We start from the raw sequence: 20,415 nt of genomic DNA, 5'->3' as shown, positions 1-20,415 counted from the left end.
TAAAAATGAAACAAAATAAGTTCAAGCTCTCCCCGGCAGGAAAGCTGGCGGCAGCCGTTGCTATTATTTCAGTATCAGTGGCCACCTGTTATGCTGCTGGGATTGTCGGTGCCGGTGATCCTGCCCACAATCCAGCAATTAATACGGTAAATGGCGTCCCAGTCATCGATATCGTAAAACCCTCAGCATCGGGGTTATCACATAACCAATATAATGAATTTAACGTTAACAAAGCGGGAGCCGTGCTTAATAACTCTCTCAGTACCGGTCAATCACAACTTGCCGGGCAATTATCTGCCAACCAGAACTTAAATGGTCAAGCAGCCAGTATTATTTTGAATGAGGTTATCAGCCGTAACCCTTCATTATTATTAGGTAAGCAGGAAGTCTTTGGCATGGCAGCTGACTATATTCTGGCTAACCCTAATGGAATTACCTGTAATAGCTGTGGTTTTATTAATACCAATCGAAACTCACTGGTAGTCGGTAATCCGCTAGTAGATCAAGGTAATTTACAAGGCTTTGATACTCGCAATAACACCAATTTATTAAATATAACAGGTTATATATCAACAGTTGGGCCAATAGACTTAATTGCGCCACGTATTAATATGCTGGGAGCTGTAGACTCCAGAGAGAGCATTAACATCATCCTCGGGCAAAATAAAGTTAGCGTTGACGGGGAGATATTAGAATCACAAAAATATGTGGATTCAGCATACGACAGTAAAATATTTGGTGGTATGCAGGCCAATAGAATTCGTATTGTTAACACCGCAGAAGGTAATGGGGTAAATATGTCAAGTGGGTATTCTGCCCGTGACTCGATAGAAATTTTAACACCGGGAAGATTGAATCTTGATGTTGATTCCGATCCAAATTTGAATTATAACCCGACCCCCGCCAACTTAAGCGGTAAAGATATCACAGTCAGCGCCGGTGATATCTTTACTTCAGGCGATATTATTGAATCATCTTCTGGCGGTTCGACAACACAGACACTCAAACGCACCAAAATTAAAGGCGCAAATATTTCAATTATTGCCAAGAAAAAAAATCATCTTAGTGCCGCCATCATTGATGGTAAAAACATCACTATTCAAGGTGGGGATATTAAACTGGATACAGAGAAACTCACTAATACACAGGCCAATGGCTATTCAGAAAAGGGTGGGTGGGGGCTACATAACTGGAGCAAATCTGAAGATAATAAAAACCAACAACAAACAGTTATTGGAACCACTATTATTGCGGAGAATAACATCTTTCTTAAATCAACCAAAGGGGATATAAAATTATCAAGCTCTTCTGTAAGGGCAGGCGATAATCTTTCAGTCAAAGCGGAAAAAGATTTACAACTCAAAGGCCAGATTGAACAAAGCTCAAAGCATGAAAAAGGCCATAACTATGTGCAAATGAGAGAGGATAAATCTTGGGACAATAAAGAAAACACTCAAACACTCAATAAAACCATGCTACAAGCCGATGGGAATTTAGGTTTAACGGCAGAAGGAAAAATTACCGGCAATGGTGTTAAGGCATCAGCTGGCGGCGATTTATTAATCAATGCCAATGAAGTCAAGATTGATGTGGAAAAGACCAAAAATCAGAAAACAACAAATGGTAAAAATGAACAAAATTTAGGGCTAGGGGGTATCGATCATAATAACAACAATAAGAATGCAGAAACCAATCACCGTTCTGAAATAATCGCTGATGGAACAATTCTAGTTATAGGTAATAAAGGTGTTTCCATTACCGGCAGTCAAGTCAAAGGTACCAAAGATGGTTATATTCAGGCAGATCAAGGCGGCATTAAGATTGATAACGCCATTAGTACCACCACCACTAAAATTGATGAGCGTACCGGTGTCGCCTTTAATATTACTGGCAGTTCCCATAAAGCCAATAATAGCGATGAAAAAGTTATCGGCAGCGAATTAGCGTCAGATGCTAATCTCAAAATAATCAGTAAAGATAATGTTGATGTTATTGGCAGTATGGTAGCAAGTGCCGGTGAACTGGGTATTGAAACGCTAGGTGAAGTTAATGTTAAAGCCGCTCAAGCCCAACAGAAAATTGATGAGCAGAAAAGCAAACTTACTATCTCGGGCTTTACCAGCGATGATGGTAACAACCAATACCAGGCAGGTTTGAAACTGAATCACAGCAGTGAGAGCGAAAAAACTGACAGCATCAAAAATCACGCTGCGTCACTGCAAGGTGGCACAGTCAAACTGGACGCCCAAAAAGACATCACATTTATCGGCTCTAACATCACTGCCACCAAAGGCGATGCAGAAATTAAAGGCGAAAATGTTTCATTTGTCGCTACGCAAGACACTCTCTCCAGCAATAAAACCAAAGAAACCGTTGGGGTTGATTTCCACTACACCGGCGGCATGGATAAAGCCGGCAGTGGTGTAAACGTAGGCTACGAAGATACCCAAACCAGCACTGACAAATCAACCTCCGTGGTCTCGGGTTCACAGGTAGCGGGTAATCTGAATATCACCGCAACACAAGACGTCACCAATCAGGGAACGGACCATAACGTCGGTGGCGCTTATCAGGCTCAGGGCAATAATATCCATAATCTGGCCGCTGAGAATAGTGAAAAAACGCATACCAAAACCACCAAGGTTGATGTCGGTTATGAGGCCAATATTGCTTATGGCGAAGTGACCCGCCCGGTTGAAAAAGTGATAGCCGATGGGCAAAAACTGGATATTGGCGGCATGGTTGAAGCGGTAGGCGAAGTGGGCGCGCCTAACGCTGGGATAGATCTTGCGGCTAAAGGTGGAACCAAAGAGACCCACCTCAACAGTAACCAATCTGTCGTAACATCAATCAAAGGCGGTAACATCGCGCTCAATGCCAACGGCGAAGTCAAAGATCAAGGCACAAAATATCAAGCGGACAAAGGAGCCATTACGCTGGATGCATCGCGTCATACCTTTGAAGCTACCGTTAATCGTGTTGACCAACATGTTACAGAAACCTTCGGCGAAGCAGATATTCGAGTTTACACCTCTACAGGCAAAGACATTACCCTTGATGGTAAGGGCAAAGGGGGATCGACAGATCAGCATATAAAAGGTGAAATTGCGCAAGTTGGTAGCATGAACGCAGCAAATGGTGTCAATATCAATGTGAAACAGGATGCGAGCTATCAAGGCACAAATATCAATGCAGGTAGTGGCAAAACTACGGTTAGCGCAGGCGGTAATATTGTTTTTGATCAAGTCACTAACCACACCAGTGAAAACCATAATAACGTTGAGGCTAATGCCAAAGCGAACCTTGGTACTAACGTCGGCAGTAAAAACTTCGGTGCCGGTTTAGGTGGCGGTAACAGTAAGGGGCAAAGCAGTACCTCCGTTGCCCAAGTCAGTCATCTGCAAGGCCAGCAAGGTATTGAGCTGAATGCAGGGAAAGATTTGACACTCACCGGCACCTCGTTCGGCAGTAAAGAACAAGCTACCGGTGATATTCTGCTGGCAGCCGGTGGCAAAGTCGATATTCTGGCCGCGCAATCACAGGGGTCGAAGCAGGATATGACCTGGTCAGCCAGTGCCAATGCGGGTATGAGTACAAGCAGTGGTACCGATAAAAATGGTAAAGGGATAAAGGCAGGCGCAGAAGTTAACGTTGCTAATAAAGACGAGTCAGCCACCAAACATCAAGGCAGTGTGATTAACAGCAATGGCGCAGTCAACATTAAAGCTGGCGGTCACGATAACCAAGCCATCCATATGCAAAATGCCAATATCACCAGCCAGCAAACCACACTGACGGCAGATAATGGCGGCATCATGCTGGAGTCAGCACAAGACCAGGAACACAAAAACAACTGGAACTTCACAGCCGGCGCCAATGGCAACCAAAATAGCTCTTTCAATAAAGATGATAAAGGGGTGGTCGACAAGCAAAGTAGCGAAAAACTCCATAATATCAGCGCTAAATTGGATGTCGGTGTTGAAAAACTGAATGCTGTAATGCAACAAAACACCCATATCAATAGCAACAATATCGCCCTGAATAGCGCCAAAGACACTGCTCTGGCGGGTGCTATGCTCAAAGCTAATGATATTACTGGCACTATCGGCGGTAACTTGAAAGTGCAAAGCCGTGAAGATGTCCGACAGGAAGTTAATGTCAACACTGGCTTGAGTTTCAATCACAGTAACGAGAAACAAGACAGTATGATTAATCAGGTAGCCGATGCGACCCCAATCGGCTCGGATAAAGTGAAAAAAACCCTGACCACTAAATCCAATAAGTTATTCGATAAAGTTAAAAAGCAATATGACCAAGTTTCAAGCTACTTTGGTTCTAAAGAAGAAGATAACGTACAACCCCTCAGCTATACCAAAAAGGGGAGCAATGAAACGCTAACCGAGTCTAAGGAAGAAGCAGAAACCGAAGATAAATGGTGGCAGAAAGGTGCCAAAGCAGCAGGCAAAAAAATCAAAAGTAATGTTCAGGATGAACAAGTCAAAGGTGGCAGCGGCAAAGCTAAAGTTGAAGTGGAAGTCGTTGAAAATAAAGCGGTTGAAGAACAATCAGCCATTAGCGGCACACAGTCAGTTAATTTGAACGTAGCCGGTAAAACTGAACTAATCGGTGGAAAAATAACCAATAGAGACAGCGATGTAAACTTACAAACCAATGGTCTGGAATTACAGGATATCAACGGCAAACACACCCAGGGCGGAGCGAGAGTAAATGCATCGTCTAAAGTTACCGAGATAATTGGTGGTGGCGTCAGTGAAATGATGGAAGGCAAAACACCGCTGCTAGGCGCTCATGGTGGCTCCGAACAGAAAAATGCCGTAGCCGGTGTGACGCGAGGCTAAAGCGCGCAAACCACTTGGTTAAAGAGCATTAAAAAAGGAGATAGTCATCACGGCTATCTCCTTTCATTTTACTTAACAACTAACTTAACTATCAGTCGGCATCATAACCCAAGTTCGGGGCTAACCAGCGCTCAACCTCCGCTACCGGCATCCCCTTACGGGCGGCATAATCTTCCACCTGATCACGCTGAATCTGTGCCACCGCAAAGTATTTACTGTCTGGATGGCTGAAATACCAGCCTGATACCGAGGCACCCGGCCACATGGCGTAGGATTCGGTCAACTTCATGCCAGTGTGAGTTTCTACATCCAGCAACTGCCAGATTTGGCCTTTTTCAGTATGTTCCGGGCAAGCCGGATACCCCGGTGCTGGGCGAATCCCTTGGTAGTTCTCGCGCACCAATTCCTCGTTGCTCAGGTTTTCATTCGGTGCAAAGCCCCAATACACCTTACGTACCCGCTCATGCAGATATTCTGCAAAAGCTTCTGCCAGACGGTCTGACAAGGCCTTAATCATGATTTTATTGTAATCATCATGCTGAGCATCATAAGCCTCGGCCAAGGCATCTTCTTCCAAGCCACCAGTGACAGCAAATGCTCCGTAGTAATCAATCTTGCCACTAGATTTAGGTGCAACATAATCTGCCAGGCAATAGTTCGGGAAGTCGGTCTTCTCGGTTTGTTGGCGCAGATGATGGCTGACCACCAGCACATCCTCACGCCGCTCATCGCGATAAACTTCGATATCATCGCCGACGCTGTTAGCTGGGAATATCCCCACCACGCCTTTCGGATGCAGCAAGTTTTCTGCCGACAATTTATCCAGCAGTTCATTGGCATCGGCAAATAGGCGTTTAGCCTCTTCGCCGACCACCTCATCTTCCAAAATACGTGGGTATTTACCCGCCAACGACCAGGTCATAAAGAATGGCGTCCAGTCGATATAATTGCGCAGAGTTTCGATACTGGCCTCGACAGGCTGCACACCTAATTTATGGGCGACTGGCGGCGTATAACTTTCCCAATCGATTACGGTTTGGTTATCCCGCGCGATTTGTAAACTGACCGGCGGAGTTCGCGGTTTTTTACGTGCATGCTGAATACGGACGGTTTCATATTCTTTGCGCGTTTTTGCTACGAAATCATCACGCTGCGTGTCAGATAACAACGCTGAAACCACGCCAACGCTGCGTGAGGCATTGGAGACGTAAGTGGTGGAACCACTGTAGTTCTGTTCGATTTTAACCGCGGTATGGGCTTTCGAGGTGGTCGCGCCGCCAATCAATAACGGCAAGGTGAAACCCTGTCGCTCCATCTCTTTGGCAACGTTAACCATTTCATCCAGCGACGGGGTTATCAGGCCGGACAAGCCGATGATATCGACCTTTTCCTCCCGCGCCGTGCGCAGGATTTTTTCGGTCGGCACCATCACACCCAGATCGATGATCTCATAGTTATTACACTGTAAAACCACACCCACAATGTTTTTGCCGATATCGTGCACATCACCTTTAACCGTTGCCAGCAGGATTTTGCCCGCGGTAGTGCCTTTCTGCTTACTGGCTTCAATATAAGGTTCGAGATAGGCTACTGCCTGTTTCATCACTCGGGCAGATTTTACCACTTGTGGCAGGAACATTTTCCCTTCACCGAACAGGTCACCAACCACATTCATCCCGGCCATCAATGGCCCTTCGATAACCTCGATTGGCCGCTCAGCCTGCTGACGGGCTTCTTCGGTATCCAGCTCGATAAACTCAGTGATGCCTTTAACCAGTGAATATTCCAGCCGTTTTTTTACATCCCAGCCACGCCACTCCGCTTGTTGAATCGCCACTTCACCACTTTTGCTGCTACGATATTTTTCGGCCAGATCCAACAACCGCTCAGTGCTGTCGCTACGGCGATTAAGGATCACATCTTCCACCGCATCACGCAGCTCATCCGACAGATCATCATAGATCGCCAGTTGGCCAGCGTTGACGATCCCCATATCCATGCCATTACGGATAGCGTAATAGAGGAAAACAGCATGGATCGCCTCACGCACCGGATCATTACCGCGGAATGAGAAGGAGACGTTGGAGACACCACCTGAAATCATGGCATGAGGGAGCTCAGCTTTGATATCGGCGCATGCTTCAATAAAGTCGACCGCATAGTTGTTATGCTCTTCAATCCCCGTCGCCACGGCGAAAATATTGGGATCGAAGATGATGTCTTCCGGCGGGAAGCCGACAGTTTCGGTCAATATCTTATAAGCGCGGCGACAGATTTCGATTTTACGCGCACGGGTATCCGCCTGCCCGGTTTCATCAAATGCCATCACAACCATGGCAGCACCATAACGGCGCACCAGCTTAGCGTGATGGATAAAGGCAGCTTCGCCCTCTTTCATCGAAATAGAGTTAACAATTCCTTTGCCTTGAATACATTTCAGGCCTTTTTCGATCACATCCCACTTAGAGGAGTCGATCATGATTGGCACCCGGGCGATATCTGGCTCACCGGCAATCAGATTGAGGAAGCGCACCATCGCGGCTTCTGCGTCCAACATCCCCTCATCCATATTGATATCGATGATCTGCGCGCCGCTTTCAACCTGTTGGCGGGCTACATCCAGCGCTTCATCATATTTATCTTCTTTTATCAGCCGCTTAAAACGAGCCGAACCGGTGACGTTGGTGCGCTCGCCGACGTTAACAAATAGCGAGTTAGCATCGATAGTCAGCGGTTCCAGACCAGCCAGACGGCAAGCCACTGCAATATCCGGCAACGGGCGCGGAGGGACGCCAGCGACGGCTTTAACCATCGCCGCAATATGTCGTGGTGTGGTACCACAACAACCACCGACAATATTCAAAAATCCAGCCCGTGCCCACTCACCAATCTGTTCGGCCATCTCTTTGGCTTCCAGATCGTATTCACCAAAAGCATTAGGCAAACCGGCATTCGGGTGCGCACTGACATAATATTCAGAGATACGGGATAACTCCGCCACATATTGACGTAATTCATCCGGCCCCAACGCGCAGTTCAGGCCAAAAGAGAGCGGTTTAACGTGGCGCAGCGAGTTATAAAAAGCTTCTGTGGTTTGGCCTGATAATGTCCGGCCCGAGGCATCGGTAATAGTGCCGGAAATCATCACCGGCAACAGCACACCCATGGCTTCAAATTCAGACTCAACAGCAAAGGTAGCCGCTTTCGCATTAAGGGTATCGAAGACCGTCTCGATCATAATCAGATCAACACCACCTTCAATCAAGGCGCGGGTAGACTCCCGATAAGCCTCAACCAACTGATCAAAACTGACATTACGGAACGCCGGATCATTAACTTTAGGCGAGATCGACGCGGTACGGTTGGTCGGGCCAAGAACCCCGGCAACATAGCGCGGCTTTTCTGGGGTACGGGCGGTCCATTCATCAGCGCAAATCCGAGCCAACCGAGCAGCTTCATAGTTAATTTCGGCTGACAGCGACTCCATCTGATAATCCGCCATCGCAATGGTGGTGGAGTTAAATGTATTGGTTTCGAGAATATCAGCGCCCGCTTCAAGGTAGGCATTGTGAATGGCGATAATGACTTCCGGTTTAGATAGCACCAATAAGTCGTTGTTGCCTTTCAGATCACTTGGCCAATCAGCAAAGCGCGCTCCACGATAATCAGCCTCTTCCAGCCGATAGCTCTGGATCATCGTGCCCATACCACCGTCCAGCACCAGGATCCGTTGTGCCAGTTGCTGATGCAATTGCTTAACCTTATTGTTTAATACTGTGTCCACCACTGTCTGTCGCCTCTTTACCCTGTTGCTTTGCCATTACCCGACGCATCTTGGTTGTTTATTTGTATCAGACATGCTGAAAAATTCATCCCTATATACCCAATAGATTTCGAGTTGCAGGTCGGCGGCAACGAAATGAACCCAAGGAGTTGAGATAACTCAATGACTTGGGTGAGTGACGGCAGCCAACAACCCTGCATCTTGAAAGATGACGGGTATAAACCCGTCTGTCATCCTAGCACAAGTTATCAATGTAATGAGTCCGCTAGCAGTTGAGACTTTTTCAGGTAGAGAAACCGACTCATCGGATGAGCGTTTTCTATCGTTTGCATGCATAATTGAAAAACGAAAATGAATTCCATAAAAATAGATGAGAGGTGGATTTATGGCGTTACCGATTCCGATTAAGCGGGGGAAAAAACCCAAGGCAGCTGCACAAACTACCCCTGCAGCAACCGGTCAGGTTCAGTCATTAACGCGCGGCCTTAAATTACTGGAATATATTTCCGAATCACAAGGCAGTGTCGCCCTGACGGATTTAGCACAACAGGCGGGGTTACCGAATTCTACCACTCATCGCCTGCTGACAACCATGCAACAGCAAGGTTTTGTCCGTCAGGTGGGGGATTTAGGGCTTTGGACCATGGGGGCTCACGCCTTTATTGTCGGCAGTAGCTTCCTGCAAAGCCGCAATTTGCTGGCCATGGTGCATCCGATGCTACGCCGTTTGATGGATGAATCAGGCGAAACCGTCAACCTGGCGGTGCTCGACCATAGCGACTACCAGGCCATTATTATCGATCAAGTACAATGTACTGCGCTAATGCGCATGTCAGCCCCCATTGGTGGCAAACTGCCAATGCATGCTTCCGGTGCGGGTAAAGCCTTTCTCTCTACCCTGACAGATGATCAATTAGTGCAGTTGTTACATAAGAAAGGGCTGCACGCATATACCCAACATACCCGTACCAATCCAGCCAGCCTGAAAGAGAATCTGGCACTGACTCGCAAGCAAGGTTATTCATTTGATGATGAAGAACATGCCCTCGGCTTGCGTTGTATCGCCGCTTGTCTGTTCGATGAACACCATGAAGCCTTTGCCGCAATCTCTATCTCCGGCCCGGTATCACGCATTACCGACGACCGCGTCACCGAACTTGGCGCACTGGTTATTCATGCTGCGAAAGAAATCACTCAATCCTATGGTGGCGGGAATCGTAATTAGTTAAAAAATCGAATGCATAAAAACTTTTTCGTTCGGTGAGAACAGGCAGATGGTAAAGACGCCGTAGATTAAGCGCAATGATCGACGGGTTTACCGCGCCTCGGGGCGCTCCGGTCGCTTACGCGCTTGTATTCAATCAAGGCGTAGCGAGCGAAAGGAGTTTGGGTACGCCCTGCGCGCAGAACCCGGAGCGTATATGTAATACGTGAGGAGTTCGAGCACAGCGCAAACCCAAAATCCGCACGCGCAGTAGCCGTTAATTTAACGTCCGCTGGGAGAAGCGCTGCTTACGGCGATAGGCAAAAACATCCTCCACATGCCCGTCCCTAATACGCTGCTGCAACCCACGCCAATAGCTGGCGTGAAACAGGTCGCTGTGCATCTCCTCAAAAAAATGCCGTATTTTCAGATCAGTGCATAAGAAATGACGAAACTCTTCAGGGAATACATCATTGGGCGATACGCTATACCACGGCTCGCTGGCCATCTCATCTTCCGGGTAGCGCGCTGGCGGAATATCGCGGAAATTCACCTCTGTCATATAGCAAATTTCATCGTAATCATAGAACACCACGCGACCATGGCGGGTCACACCAAAGTTCTTAAATAACATATCACCGGGGAAGATATTTGCCGCAGCCAACTGCTTAATGGCATTACCATACTCCTCGATAGCATCCTTTAGTTGCTGATCATTGGCCTGCTCCATATAAAGGTTCAATGGCGTCATCCGCCGCTCCATATAGAGATGCTTAATAATGATTTGGTCGCCTAAATCTTCTAACTTTTCCGGCACTTCCCGTTGTAGTTCGGCCAGTAACTCCGGGCTTATCCGCTGCTTATCAATAACAAAATTCTCATACTCTTGAGTATCCGCCATGCGCCCGACGCGGTCATGCTCTTTAACCAATTGATAGCACTCTAAAACTCGTGCCTGGCTGACCTCTTTTTGCGGCGCAAACTGATCCTTAATGACCTTAAATACCCGATCAAATGACGGTAGGGTAAACACCAGCATCACCATGCCTTTAACCCCTGGGGCGATAATAAACTGTTCACTGGATTGATGAACAAAGGTGAGGTATTCACGATAACTTTCAGTTTTGCCGTGTTTCTGGCAACCAATTGCCATATACAGCTCAGCTGTCGATTTACCCGGTAATATTTCCCGTAGCCATTCCACCATTGCCGCTGGCAGCGGGGCATAAACCATAAAGTAAGAGCGAGCAAAACCGAACACAATGCTGGCCTCCGCTTTACCGGTGAGGCAAGTATCAATAAATAGGGCGCCAGATTCATTGTGATGGATGGGGAGCAGGAAGGGATAAATCCCTTCAGCCAACCGCAGTTTACCCACTAACCAAGCCGCTTTATTGCGATAAAACAGTTCATTAGCGATTTGAAACCGTGCGCCTATCAGTTGCTCATCAGGGAATGCTTGCCGAAGAGCCTCTGTGATATAGCCGATATCACGCGGCAGATCTTCCCACGGCAAACGTAGCGGCAAATCACTAAGAACCATCTGCAACATGCCACTCAGATCCCCTTTTGGGGAAAAATCGCGCGCTAACGGGCGGGGGATCTCACGAAAGCGCCGCTCCGGTTGCGAGCTGAAAACAAACAGCTTATCCGGCGTTAAATCACGGTGCTTAAACAAGCGGCAGTAAACAGAATTAAAAAAACTCTCCGCAATTTCAAAACGCGGGTAATCCGGCAACAACTCGGTGTAGATCTCTTTTACCCGTGCCAGAAATTCTGCATCAAAACAGCGCTGATCGGTGATGTGCTTTAGTTGCTCAACCACCAGACCGACATGGTGGTCATAGAGGTGAATACGCTTCTTCATCGCCTGCTGAACGGCATGCCAGTCCGCCTGCTCAAAACGGTGTTGAGCGCTGGCAGTAACCTCTAGAAAGCGACCATATTGTGCATCGAAGCCCTGCAAGATTGTCTGAGCGATTAATCGTTCCAGTTTTACCGCCATACTCACCCCCGCCATACGGAACAGAGCCTGCATATGCAGGCTCCTGAAAGACACGCGTTCAATCAAACCGCATTTAGAATTGCTGTTCTTCCGTCGAGCCAGTCAATGCCGTCACCGATGATTCGCCACCCTGAATGATATTGGTGACTTTATCAAAGTAGCCCGTACCCACTTCTTGCTGATGGGATGCAAAGGTATAACCGCGCTCAGCTGATGCAAATTCTGGCTGCTGCACTTTCTCAACATAGTGCTTCATGCCTTCGCCCTGCGCATAAGCATGGGCTAAATCAAACATGTTGAACCACATGCTGTGGATGCCTGCCAGGGTAATAAACTGGTATTTGTAACCCATCGCCGACAGATCATCCTGGAAGCTGGCAATCTGCTGGTCGGTCAGATTCTTTTTCCAGTTAAATGATGGCGAGCAGTTATAAGCCAATAATTTACCAGGGAATTTCGCATGAATCGCCTGCGCGAAGCGTTTAGCCAGTTCCAGGTCCGGCGTAGAGGTTTCACACCAGACCAAATCAGCATAAGGGGCATAGGCCAAACCACGGCTGATCGCTTGCTCAATACCGGCATGTGTGCGGAAGAAGCCTTCGGCTGTGCGCTCGCCGGTCACGAATTCACTGTCATATGGGTCGCAATCAGAAGTCAGTAAATCAGCCGCATCAGCATCAGTACGGGCAATCAACAAGGTTGGCACACCCAGAACATCGGCGGCTAAACGGGCAGCAACCAATTTTTGAATCGCTTCTTGAGTCGGCACCAACACCTTACCGCCCATATGACCACATTTCTTCACCGCAGCCAGTTGGTCTTCAAAATGCACCCCCGCCGCGCCAGCTTCAATCATAGCTTTCATCAATTCAAAAGCATTCAGCACACCACCAAAACCGGCTTCAGCATCAGCCACAATCGGCAGGAAATAGTCGGTATACCCTTTGCTACCCGGTTCAATATTATTCGACCACTGAATCTGATCCGCGCGGCGGAAGCTATTATTAATTCTTTTAACCACCGCAGGGACCGAGTCGACTGGATATAACGACTGATCGGGATACATGCTAGAGGCGGTATTCGCATCGGCGGCAACCTGCCAGCCCGACAGATAAATTGCCTCAACACCGGCTTTCGCTTGTTGCAGAGCCTGACCACCGGTTAACGCACCGAGACAGTTGATATACCCTTTGCGCGCACCACCATGCAGTAATTCCCACAGTTTATGTGCTCCGTGCTGCGCCAGCGTGCATTCAGGATTTACTGAACCGCGCAGTTTAATCACCTCTTCTGCGCTATATGGTCGGGTGATACCTTTCCAGCGCGGCGATGTCCATTCCTGTTCCAACTGCTGAATTTGTTGAGTACGAGAGGTAGTCATGGCGATATTCCTTATTATTCAATTTTGTAGGGTTAAATAGGGTGTGATACCCAAAGTCATTGGAGTTGCAGGTAGGCAGCAAGCGAACGAATCCCGATGAGCTGACACAAGTCAGTGATTCGGGTGAACGAACGTAGCTAACACCGCTGCGGCTTCAAGGACGAAGGGTGTTTTAGGCCAGTAATGCATAGCCTGGTAGCGTCAGGAAGTCGATAAGCTCGTCTTGTGTTGTAATTCGCTCCATCAGACGCGCGGCTTCTTCAAACCGCCCGCCATCAAAGCGCTCTGCGCCAAGCTCAAGCTTCACTACCTGCATTTCTTCACTCAACATGCTGCGGAACAGTTCTTTGGTCACCGTCTGGCCATTACTCAAGCTTTTCTGGTGATGGATCCATTGCCAAATAGAAGTACGCGAAATCTCTGCTGTTGCGGCATCTTCCATCAGGCCATAAATTGGTACGCACCCATTGCCAGAGATCCATGCCTCAATATATTGCACTGCCACCCGAATATTGGCTCGCATCCCTTCTTCAGTACGATCGCCAGTGCAAGGCTCCAATAACTCAGCAGCCGTGATCGGTTTATCCTGCTCACGCGTGACCTCTAACTGATTTGGCCGTGAACCTAATACCCGATTGAAGACCTCCATCACGGTATCTGCCAGCCCTGGGTGCGCAACCCAAGTACCGTCATGACCATTGCTGGCTTCCAACTCTTTGTCAGCACGAACTTTATCCAGTACCAGAGCATTCTTTTCTGCATCTTTATTCGGGATAAAGGCCGCCATGCCGCCCATCGCCAACGCACCACGCTTATGACATGTCTTGATCAGCAGGCGAGAGTAGGCACTGAGGAAAGGTTTCGTCATCGTCACTGACTGGCGATCCGGTAATACACGATCACTGTGATTCTTCAGCGTTTTGATATAACTAAAGATATAGTCCCAACGGCCACAATTGAGAGCAACAATATGATGGCGCAGGTGGTAGAGGATCTCGTCCATCTGGAATACTGCGGGTAATGTTTCAATTAATACCGTGGCTTTGATGGTGCCTTGTGGTAAATCGAAACGTTGCTCAGTAAAGTTGAAAACATCACTCCACCAGGCGGCTTCCTGATAGGATTGCATTTTTGGTAAATAAAAATAAGGGCCGCTACCTTTGGCCAGTAATTGCTTATAGTTATGGTAGAAATACAATGCGAAATCGAATAAGCCTCCGGGGATTGCTTCCCCTTGCCATTTAACATGTTTCTCTGGCAAGTGCAGGCCGCGAACCCGGGCAATCAATACGGCAGGATTAGGTTTTAACTGATAAATTTTGCCAGATTCATTTGCATAAGAAATTGTGCCTTTTACCGCATCACGCAGGTTAATTTGACCCTCGATAACCTTATCCCAGCTCGGTGCTAATGAATCTTCAAAATCGGCCATAAAGACTTTCACATTGGCATTGAGGGCATTAATCACCATCTTGCGCTCAACCGGCCCGGTGATTTCCACTCTGCGGTCACGTAAGTCTGTAGGAATACCTTGAATCTTCCAGTCACCATCACGAATGGAATTGGTTTCCGAAATAAAATCAGGTAAAGCACCCTGATCAATGGTCTGTTGCCACGATGCCCGTGCAGCAAGGAGTTTGTTCCTCGGCTCAGCAAACTTCACCACCAATTCGGTCAAAAATTCGATGGCCTCATCTGGCAAAACTTGCCGCTCAGCAGCATTAAAATGCGGTGTGAAAACTAACTCCGTGCCAACTAACTGTTGTGTCATTACCCTTCCCCTTACCAATCTCACTTCATTCACATCAACGCTAACGTAGCGTCACTCTTGGATTCTTATCGGGTAATGCCTTCCGGCTGGAAATTTAAGGCTGGATTTCATGGTTATTTTTCACCCCGACAGGACTAAGAATAATCAATTAATCATTAAAATCAAAAACGATTTCCATTTTTATTTAAAATATTTTTTTAATCTTTATTTATCATATTGTTAACATAGGTATGTGTTATAGACAGATAGGAATAGGCTTCCATTACTAGCGTTTTTCGAAGATAACTCATTGTTTAGCAAAGAGATCAGACCAGTTTATCGAAGGGGAATAAGCTTTTTTACTGGGGAATAATAGACAGGCGGCATCGATTCAGCCGCCTTTATTAACATTTGAGGTGATAAAAAGTCAGTCGAGCGTAGGATTCATATGGCGCAAATCAAATGGGGTGATTTGGTACACGTAGTAGTTCAGCCAGTTCGCAAACAGCAGATGACCGTGGCTACGCCACGATGCTTTTGGTGGTAAAGAAGCATCGTCATCAGGGAAGTAATTGAGTGGAACTTGTGGGTTAAGACCGGCGGCCACATCACGCTGATATTCACCCGCTAGCGTGTCGACGTCGTATTCAGGATGACCGGTAACAAAAGCCACTCGCTTATCTTTACTGGCAAACAAATAAGCTCCAGCCTCTTCTGATGAGACTAGGATATCCAAATCTGTATATTGCTTAAGCACCTCAAGTGGGAAATCGGCATAGCGAGAATGAGGTGCCAGGAATGTTTCATCAAACCCTCGGGTGAGTAGTGCCAGTGGCTCTCGAGTTTGGTGTTGGTAAATACCAGAGAGTTTGACCTCGCGAGTCATCTTAGGAATGCCATACAGGATATTTAAGGCCGCCTGTACCGCCCAGCATACGAACAAGGTTGAGGTCACGTGGTCCTTTGCCCAAGCAATAATACGCTCGATCTGTGGCCAGTATGCGACGTCACAAAAATCAACTAAACCGAGAGGTGCGCCAGTCACGATCAACCCATCAAAATTCTGATCCTGGATATCTTCAAAGTCACAGTAGAAGTTATTCAGATGCTCTGCTGGCGTATTTTTTGACTCACGGCTATCAATGCGCAGCAATTGGATATCAATCTGTAAGGGTGAGTTAGAGAGTAAACGTAGGAATTGATTCTCCGTCTCAATTTTTTTAGGCATTAGATTCAGAACCAACACCTTCAGGGGACGAATTTCCTGAGTTTTCGCGCGCGATGAGGTCATCACAAAGACATTCTCATTGCGTAAGAAACTCACTGCGGGTAATTCATCAGGAACCCTAATTGGCATGCCTATATCCTCAATATATCCGTTTATACGTTTAGACTTCTAGATGCCTGAAGATAGCGGGTTTTCAGTAAAAAGTCGAGTGATCTGCCACAACCTGAAAATGTTTCATTACCACCATCTCAATAGCACTTAGTGCAGTGAACAGTCGGCATATATTCTCGATACTGCCAAAATGCAAAAACCCTCTACAAATGCAGAGGGTTATCATTTTCTATGACTCTATTTTTGAGGGCTATCTGTGATTTAACTACATTTTCAGCATACAACAAACTCGTCACTAACATCTATTTTCGGATAGCACAAAAGCAAAAACCCCACGCTTTTGGCATGGGGTCTTTACTTGATTTGATACCTGGCAGTGTCCTACTCTCGCATGGGGAGACCCCACACTACCATCGGCGCTACGGCGTTTCACTTCTGAGTTCGGCATGGGGTCAGGTGGGACCACCGCGCTATTGCCGCCAGGTAAATTCTTTTCTACTACTACCGAACTTTAACCCATGTAACTGGTGCTGATACCCAGAGTCGAACTGGGGACCTCACCCTTACCAAGGGTGCGCTCTACCAACTGAGCCATATCAGCACAACTAAATTTGATGCCTGGCAGTGTCCTACTCTCGCATGGGGAGACCCCACACTACCATCGGCGCTACGGCGTTTCACTTCTGAGTTCGGCATGGGATCAGGTGGGACCACCGCGCTAAGGCCGCCAGGCAAATTCTGTCTAAACTAAACCCGCTATATGTCTCCACACAGCCAGCCAGCCCAATCTCGGAACTTCGCTGAAAATTTCTATCTCTCAAATCTAAAACACCTTTGGTGTTGTAAGGTTAAGCCTCACGGATCATTAGTACTGGTTAGCTCAATGCATCGCTGCACTTACACACCCAGCCTATCAACGTCATAGTCTTTAACGTTCCTTCAGGGGGCTTAAAGCCCCAGGGAAGACTCATCTCGAGGCAAGTTTCCCGCTTAGATGCTTTCAGCGGTTATCTCTTCCGAATTTAGCTACCGGGCAATGCCATTGGCATGACAACCCGAACACCAGTGATTCGTCCACTCCGGTCCTCTCGTACTAGGAGCAGCCCCTCTCAATCTTCCAACGCCCACGGCAGATAGGGACCGAACTGTCTCACGACGTTCTAAACCCAGCTCGCGTACCACTTTAAATGGCGAACAGCCATACCCTTGGGACCTACTTCAGCCCCAGGATGTGATGAGCCGACATCGAGGTGCCAAACACCGCCGTCGATATGAACTCTTGGGCGGTATCAGCCTGTTATCCCCGGAGTACCTTTTATCCGTTGAGCGATGGCCCTTCCATTCAGAACCACCGGATCACTAAGACCTACTTTCGTACCTGCTCGAGCCGTCACTCTCGCAGTCAAGCTAGCTTATGCCTTTGCACTAACCTCACGATGTCCGACCGTGATTAGCTAACCTTCGTGCTCCTCCGTTACTCTTTGGGAGGAGACCGCCCCAGTCAAACTACCCACCAGACACTGTCCTCACCCCGGATCACGGGGCCGAGTTAGAACATCAAACATTAAAGGGTGGTATTTCAAGGTTGGCTCCATGCAGACTGGCGTCCACACTTCGATGCCTCCCACCTATCCTACACATCAAGGCTCAATGTTCAGTGTCAAGCTATAGTAAAGGTTCACGGGGTCTTTCCGTCTTGCCGCGGGTACACTGCATCTTCACAGCGAGTTCAATTTCACTGAGTCTCGGGTGGAGACAGCCTGGCCATCATTACGCCATTCGTGCAGGTCGGAACTTACCCGACAAGGAATTTCGCTACCTTAGGACCGTTATAGTTACGGCCGCCGTTTACTGGGGCTTCGATCAAGAGCTTCGCCTTGCGGCTGACCCCATCAATTAACCTTCCAGCACCGGGCAGGCGTCACACCGTATACGTCCACTTTCGTGTTTGCACAGTGCTGTGTTTTTATTAAACAGTTGCAGCCAGCTGGTATCTGCGACTGGCTTCGGCGCCGGGAGCAAGTCCCATTACCTAATGCCAGCGTGCCTTCTCCCGAAGTTACGGCACCATTTTGCCTAGTTCCTTCACCCGAGTTCTCTCAAGCGCCTGAGTATTCTCTACCTGACCACCTGTGTCGGTTTGGGGTACGATTTAATGTTACCTGATGCTTAGAGGCTTTTCCTGGAAGCTTGGCATCAACTACTTCACCACCGTAGTGGCTCGTCATCACACCTCAGCGTTGATAAGCAACCGGATTTACCAAGTCGCTCCGCCTACATGCTTAAACCGGGACAACCGTCGCCCGGCTAGCCTAGCCTTCTCCGTCCCCCCTTCGCAGTAACACCAAGTACAGGAATATTAACCTGTTTCCCATCGACTACGCTTTTCAGCCTCGCCTTAGGGGTCGACTCACCCTGCCCCGATTAACGTTGGACAGGAACCCTTGGTCTTCCGGCGTGCGGGTTTTTCACCCGCATTATCGTTACTTATGTCAGCATTCGCACTTCTGATACCTCCAGCAACCCTCACAGGTCACCTTCAACGGCTTACAGAACGCTCCCCTACCCAACAACACCTAAGTGTCGCTGCCGCAGCTTCGGTGCATGGTTTAGCCCCGTTACATCTTCCGCGCAGGCCGACTCGACCAGTGAGCTATTACGCTTTCTTTAAATGATGGCTGCTTCTAAGCCAACATCCTGGCTGTCTATGCCTTCCCACATCGTTTCCCACTTAACCATGACTTTGGGACCTTAGCTGGCGGTCTGGGTTGTTTCCCTCTTCACGACGGACGTTAGCACCCGCCGTGTGTCTCCCGTGATAACATTCTTCGGTATTCGGAGTTTGCATCGGTTTGGTAAGTCGGGATGACCCCCTAGCCGAAACAGTGCTCTACCCCCGAAGATGAGTTCACGAGGCGCTACCTAAATAGCTTTCGGGGAGAACCAGCTATCTCCCGGTTTGATTGGCCTTTCACCCCCAGCCACAAGTCATCCGCTAATTTTTCAACATTAGTCGGTTCGGTCCTCCAGTTAGTGTTACCCAACCTTCAACCTGCCCATGGCTAGATCACCGGGTTTCGGGTCTATACCTTGCAACTAGACGCCCAGTTAAGACTCGGTTTCCCTACGGCTCCCCTATTCGGTTAACCTTGCTACAAAATATAAGTCGCTGACCCATTATACAAAAGGTACGCAGTCACCCAACAAAGTAGGCTCCCACTGCTTGTACGTACACGGTTTCAGGTTCTATTTCACTCCCCTCGCCGGGGTTCTTTTCGCCTTTCCCTCACGGTACTGGTTCACTATCGGTCAGTCAGGAGTATTTAGCCTTGGAGGATGGTCCCCCCATATTCAGACAGGATGTCACGTGTCCCGCCCTACTCATCGAGTTCACAGCAAGTGTGTTTTGGTGTACGGGACTATCACCCTGTACCGTGCGACTTTCCAGACGCTTCCACTAACACACAAACTGATTCAGACTCTGGGCTCTTCCCCGTTCGCTCGCCGCTACTGGGGGAATCTCGGTTGATTTCTTTTCCTCGGGGTACTTAGATGTTTCAGTTCCCCCGGTTCGCCTTGCATGGCTATGTATTCACCATGCAATAGTGCAACGAATTGCACTGGGTTTCCCCATTCGGGTATCGTCGGTTATAATGCTTCATATCAGCTTACCGACGCTTTTCGCAGATTAGCACGCCCTTCATCGCCTCTGACTGCCTAGGCATCCACCGTGTACGCTTAGTCGCTTAACCTCACAACCCAAAGGTGTTTCTTCTGTTCAAGTCGGTTGCGCGTCGTGAATACAGCGTTGTGCGGTACTCGGAATGCTCATGAACATGAAGTTCACTCCGCTTCCTCCGTGCCGTACGCCTTGCCTTCACTTAGCTCACGCGACTCTCTTCATCAGAATGCACATTGGCATTGCGATTATTTGAGAGACTCTAATACAGGTTAATCCTTACCTCAGTAATTCTACGGAGAGATAAGTTTCAGCTGTATTGTTTCAATTTTCAGCTTGTTCCAGATTGTTAAAGAGCAATATTTCACAACACACTGTGCCTTACGACCGCAGTACGTTTTGAAATAGTTTTTT

7 protein-coding genes, 1 tRNA gene and 3 rRNA genes are annotated in these 20,415 nt (G+C 48.0%); 2 read left to right on the top strand and 9 right to left on the bottom strand.

What is annotated here, in order from left to right; translation table 11 throughout:
* Positions 1-5 precede the first annotated feature (5 nt).
* Positions 6-4,859: a hemagglutinin repeat-containing protein gene (locus V1953_RS01525; RefSeq protein ID WP_442850581.1), complete on the top strand. Its 4,854-nt coding sequence runs from the start codon at positions 6-8 to the stop codon at positions 4,857-4,859.
* Between the two features lie 91 nt (positions 4,860-4,950).
* On the opposite strand, the gene metH is transcribed toward V1953_RS01525, so the two are convergent.
* Positions 4,951-8,646, bottom strand: coding sequence for a methionine synthase (gene metH, locus V1953_RS01520; protein WP_420073464.1), 3,696 nt, complete (start codon positions 8,644-8,646; stop codon positions 4,951-4,953).
* A 382-nt stretch (positions 8,647-9,028) separates the two neighbouring features.
* On the opposite strand from metH, the gene iclR reads away from it, so the two are divergent.
* Positions 9,029-9,868, top strand: a complete 840-nt coding sequence (gene iclR / locus V1953_RS01515) for a glyoxylate bypass operon transcriptional repressor IclR (RefSeq protein ID WP_420073463.1) — start codon at positions 9,029-9,031, stop codon at positions 9,866-9,868.
* Between the two features lie 256 nt (positions 9,869-10,124).
* On the opposite strand, the gene aceK is transcribed toward iclR, so the two are convergent.
* The 8 genes from aceK to V1953_RS01475 form a co-directional block, all read right to left on the bottom strand.
* Complete coding sequence (aceK, locus tag V1953_RS01510; protein ID WP_442851294.1) at positions 10,125-11,852, bottom strand: bifunctional isocitrate dehydrogenase kinase/phosphatase; 1,728 nt, start codon at positions 11,850-11,852, stop codon at positions 10,125-10,127.
* 73 nt (positions 11,853-11,925) lie between these two features.
* Positions 11,926-13,233: an isocitrate lyase gene (aceA, locus tag V1953_RS01505; protein ID WP_083162083.1), complete on the bottom strand. Its 1,308-nt coding sequence runs from the start codon at positions 13,231-13,233 to the stop codon at positions 11,926-11,928.
* Between the two features lie 172 nt (positions 13,234-13,405).
* Complete coding sequence (aceB, locus tag V1953_RS01500) at positions 13,406-15,004, bottom strand: malate synthase A (protein ID WP_420073461.1); 1,599 nt, start codon at positions 15,002-15,004, stop codon at positions 13,406-13,408.
* Positions 15,005-15,410: 406 nt separating this feature from the next.
* Entirely contained in the window at positions 15,411-16,340 is a 930-nt protein-coding gene (gene metA, locus V1953_RS01495; RefSeq protein ID WP_372560358.1) for a homoserine O-acetyltransferase MetA, read from the bottom strand.
* A 350-nt stretch (positions 16,341-16,690) separates the two neighbouring features.
* Positions 16,691-16,806, bottom strand: a 5S ribosomal RNA gene (gene rrf, locus V1953_RS01490).
* Positions 16,807-16,847: 41 nt separating this feature from the next.
* Positions 16,848-16,923, bottom strand: a tRNA-Thr gene (locus V1953_RS01485).
* Between the two features lie 15 nt (positions 16,924-16,938).
* Positions 16,939-17,054 (bottom strand): 5S ribosomal RNA (rrf, locus tag V1953_RS01480).
* A 112-nt stretch (positions 17,055-17,166) separates the two neighbouring features.
* Positions 17,167-20,074, bottom strand: a 23S ribosomal RNA gene (locus V1953_RS01475).
* Positions 20,075-20,415 lie beyond the last annotated feature (341 nt).

The organism is Yersinia sp. 2541 StPb PI, from assembly GCF_052217145.1.
In the GTDB taxonomy this organism is placed as follows: Bacteria; Pseudomonadota; Gammaproteobacteria; order Enterobacterales; family Enterobacteriaceae; genus Yersinia; species Yersinia enterocolitica_E.
Note: the sequence above shows the minus strand (reverse complement) of the source record. Positions and strands in the feature narration are given on the sequence as shown.

Bases quoted from the DNA above. Each gene is read 5' to 3' on its own strand.
- V1953_RS01525 (WP_442850581.1), top strand. From the start codon at position 6: ATGAAACAAAATAAGTTCAAGCTCTCCCCGGCAGGAAAGCTGGCGGCA.
- iclR (WP_420073463.1), top strand. From the start codon at position 9,029: ATGGCGTTACCGATTCCGATTAAGCGGGGGAAAAAACCCAAGGCAGCT.
- aceK (WP_442851294.1), bottom strand. From the start codon at position 11,852: ATGGCGGTAAAACTGGAACGATTAATCGCTCAGACAATCTTGCAGGGC.
- aceA (WP_083162083.1), bottom strand. From the start codon at position 13,233: ATGACTACCTCTCGTACTCAACAAATTCAGCAGTTGGAACAGGAATGG.
- aceB (WP_420073461.1), bottom strand. From the start codon at position 15,004: ATGACACAACAGTTAGTTGGCACGGAGTTAGTTTTCACACCGCATTTT.
- metA (WP_372560358.1), bottom strand. From the start codon at position 16,340: ATGCCAATTAGGGTTCCTGATGAATTACCCGCAGTGAGTTTCTTACGC.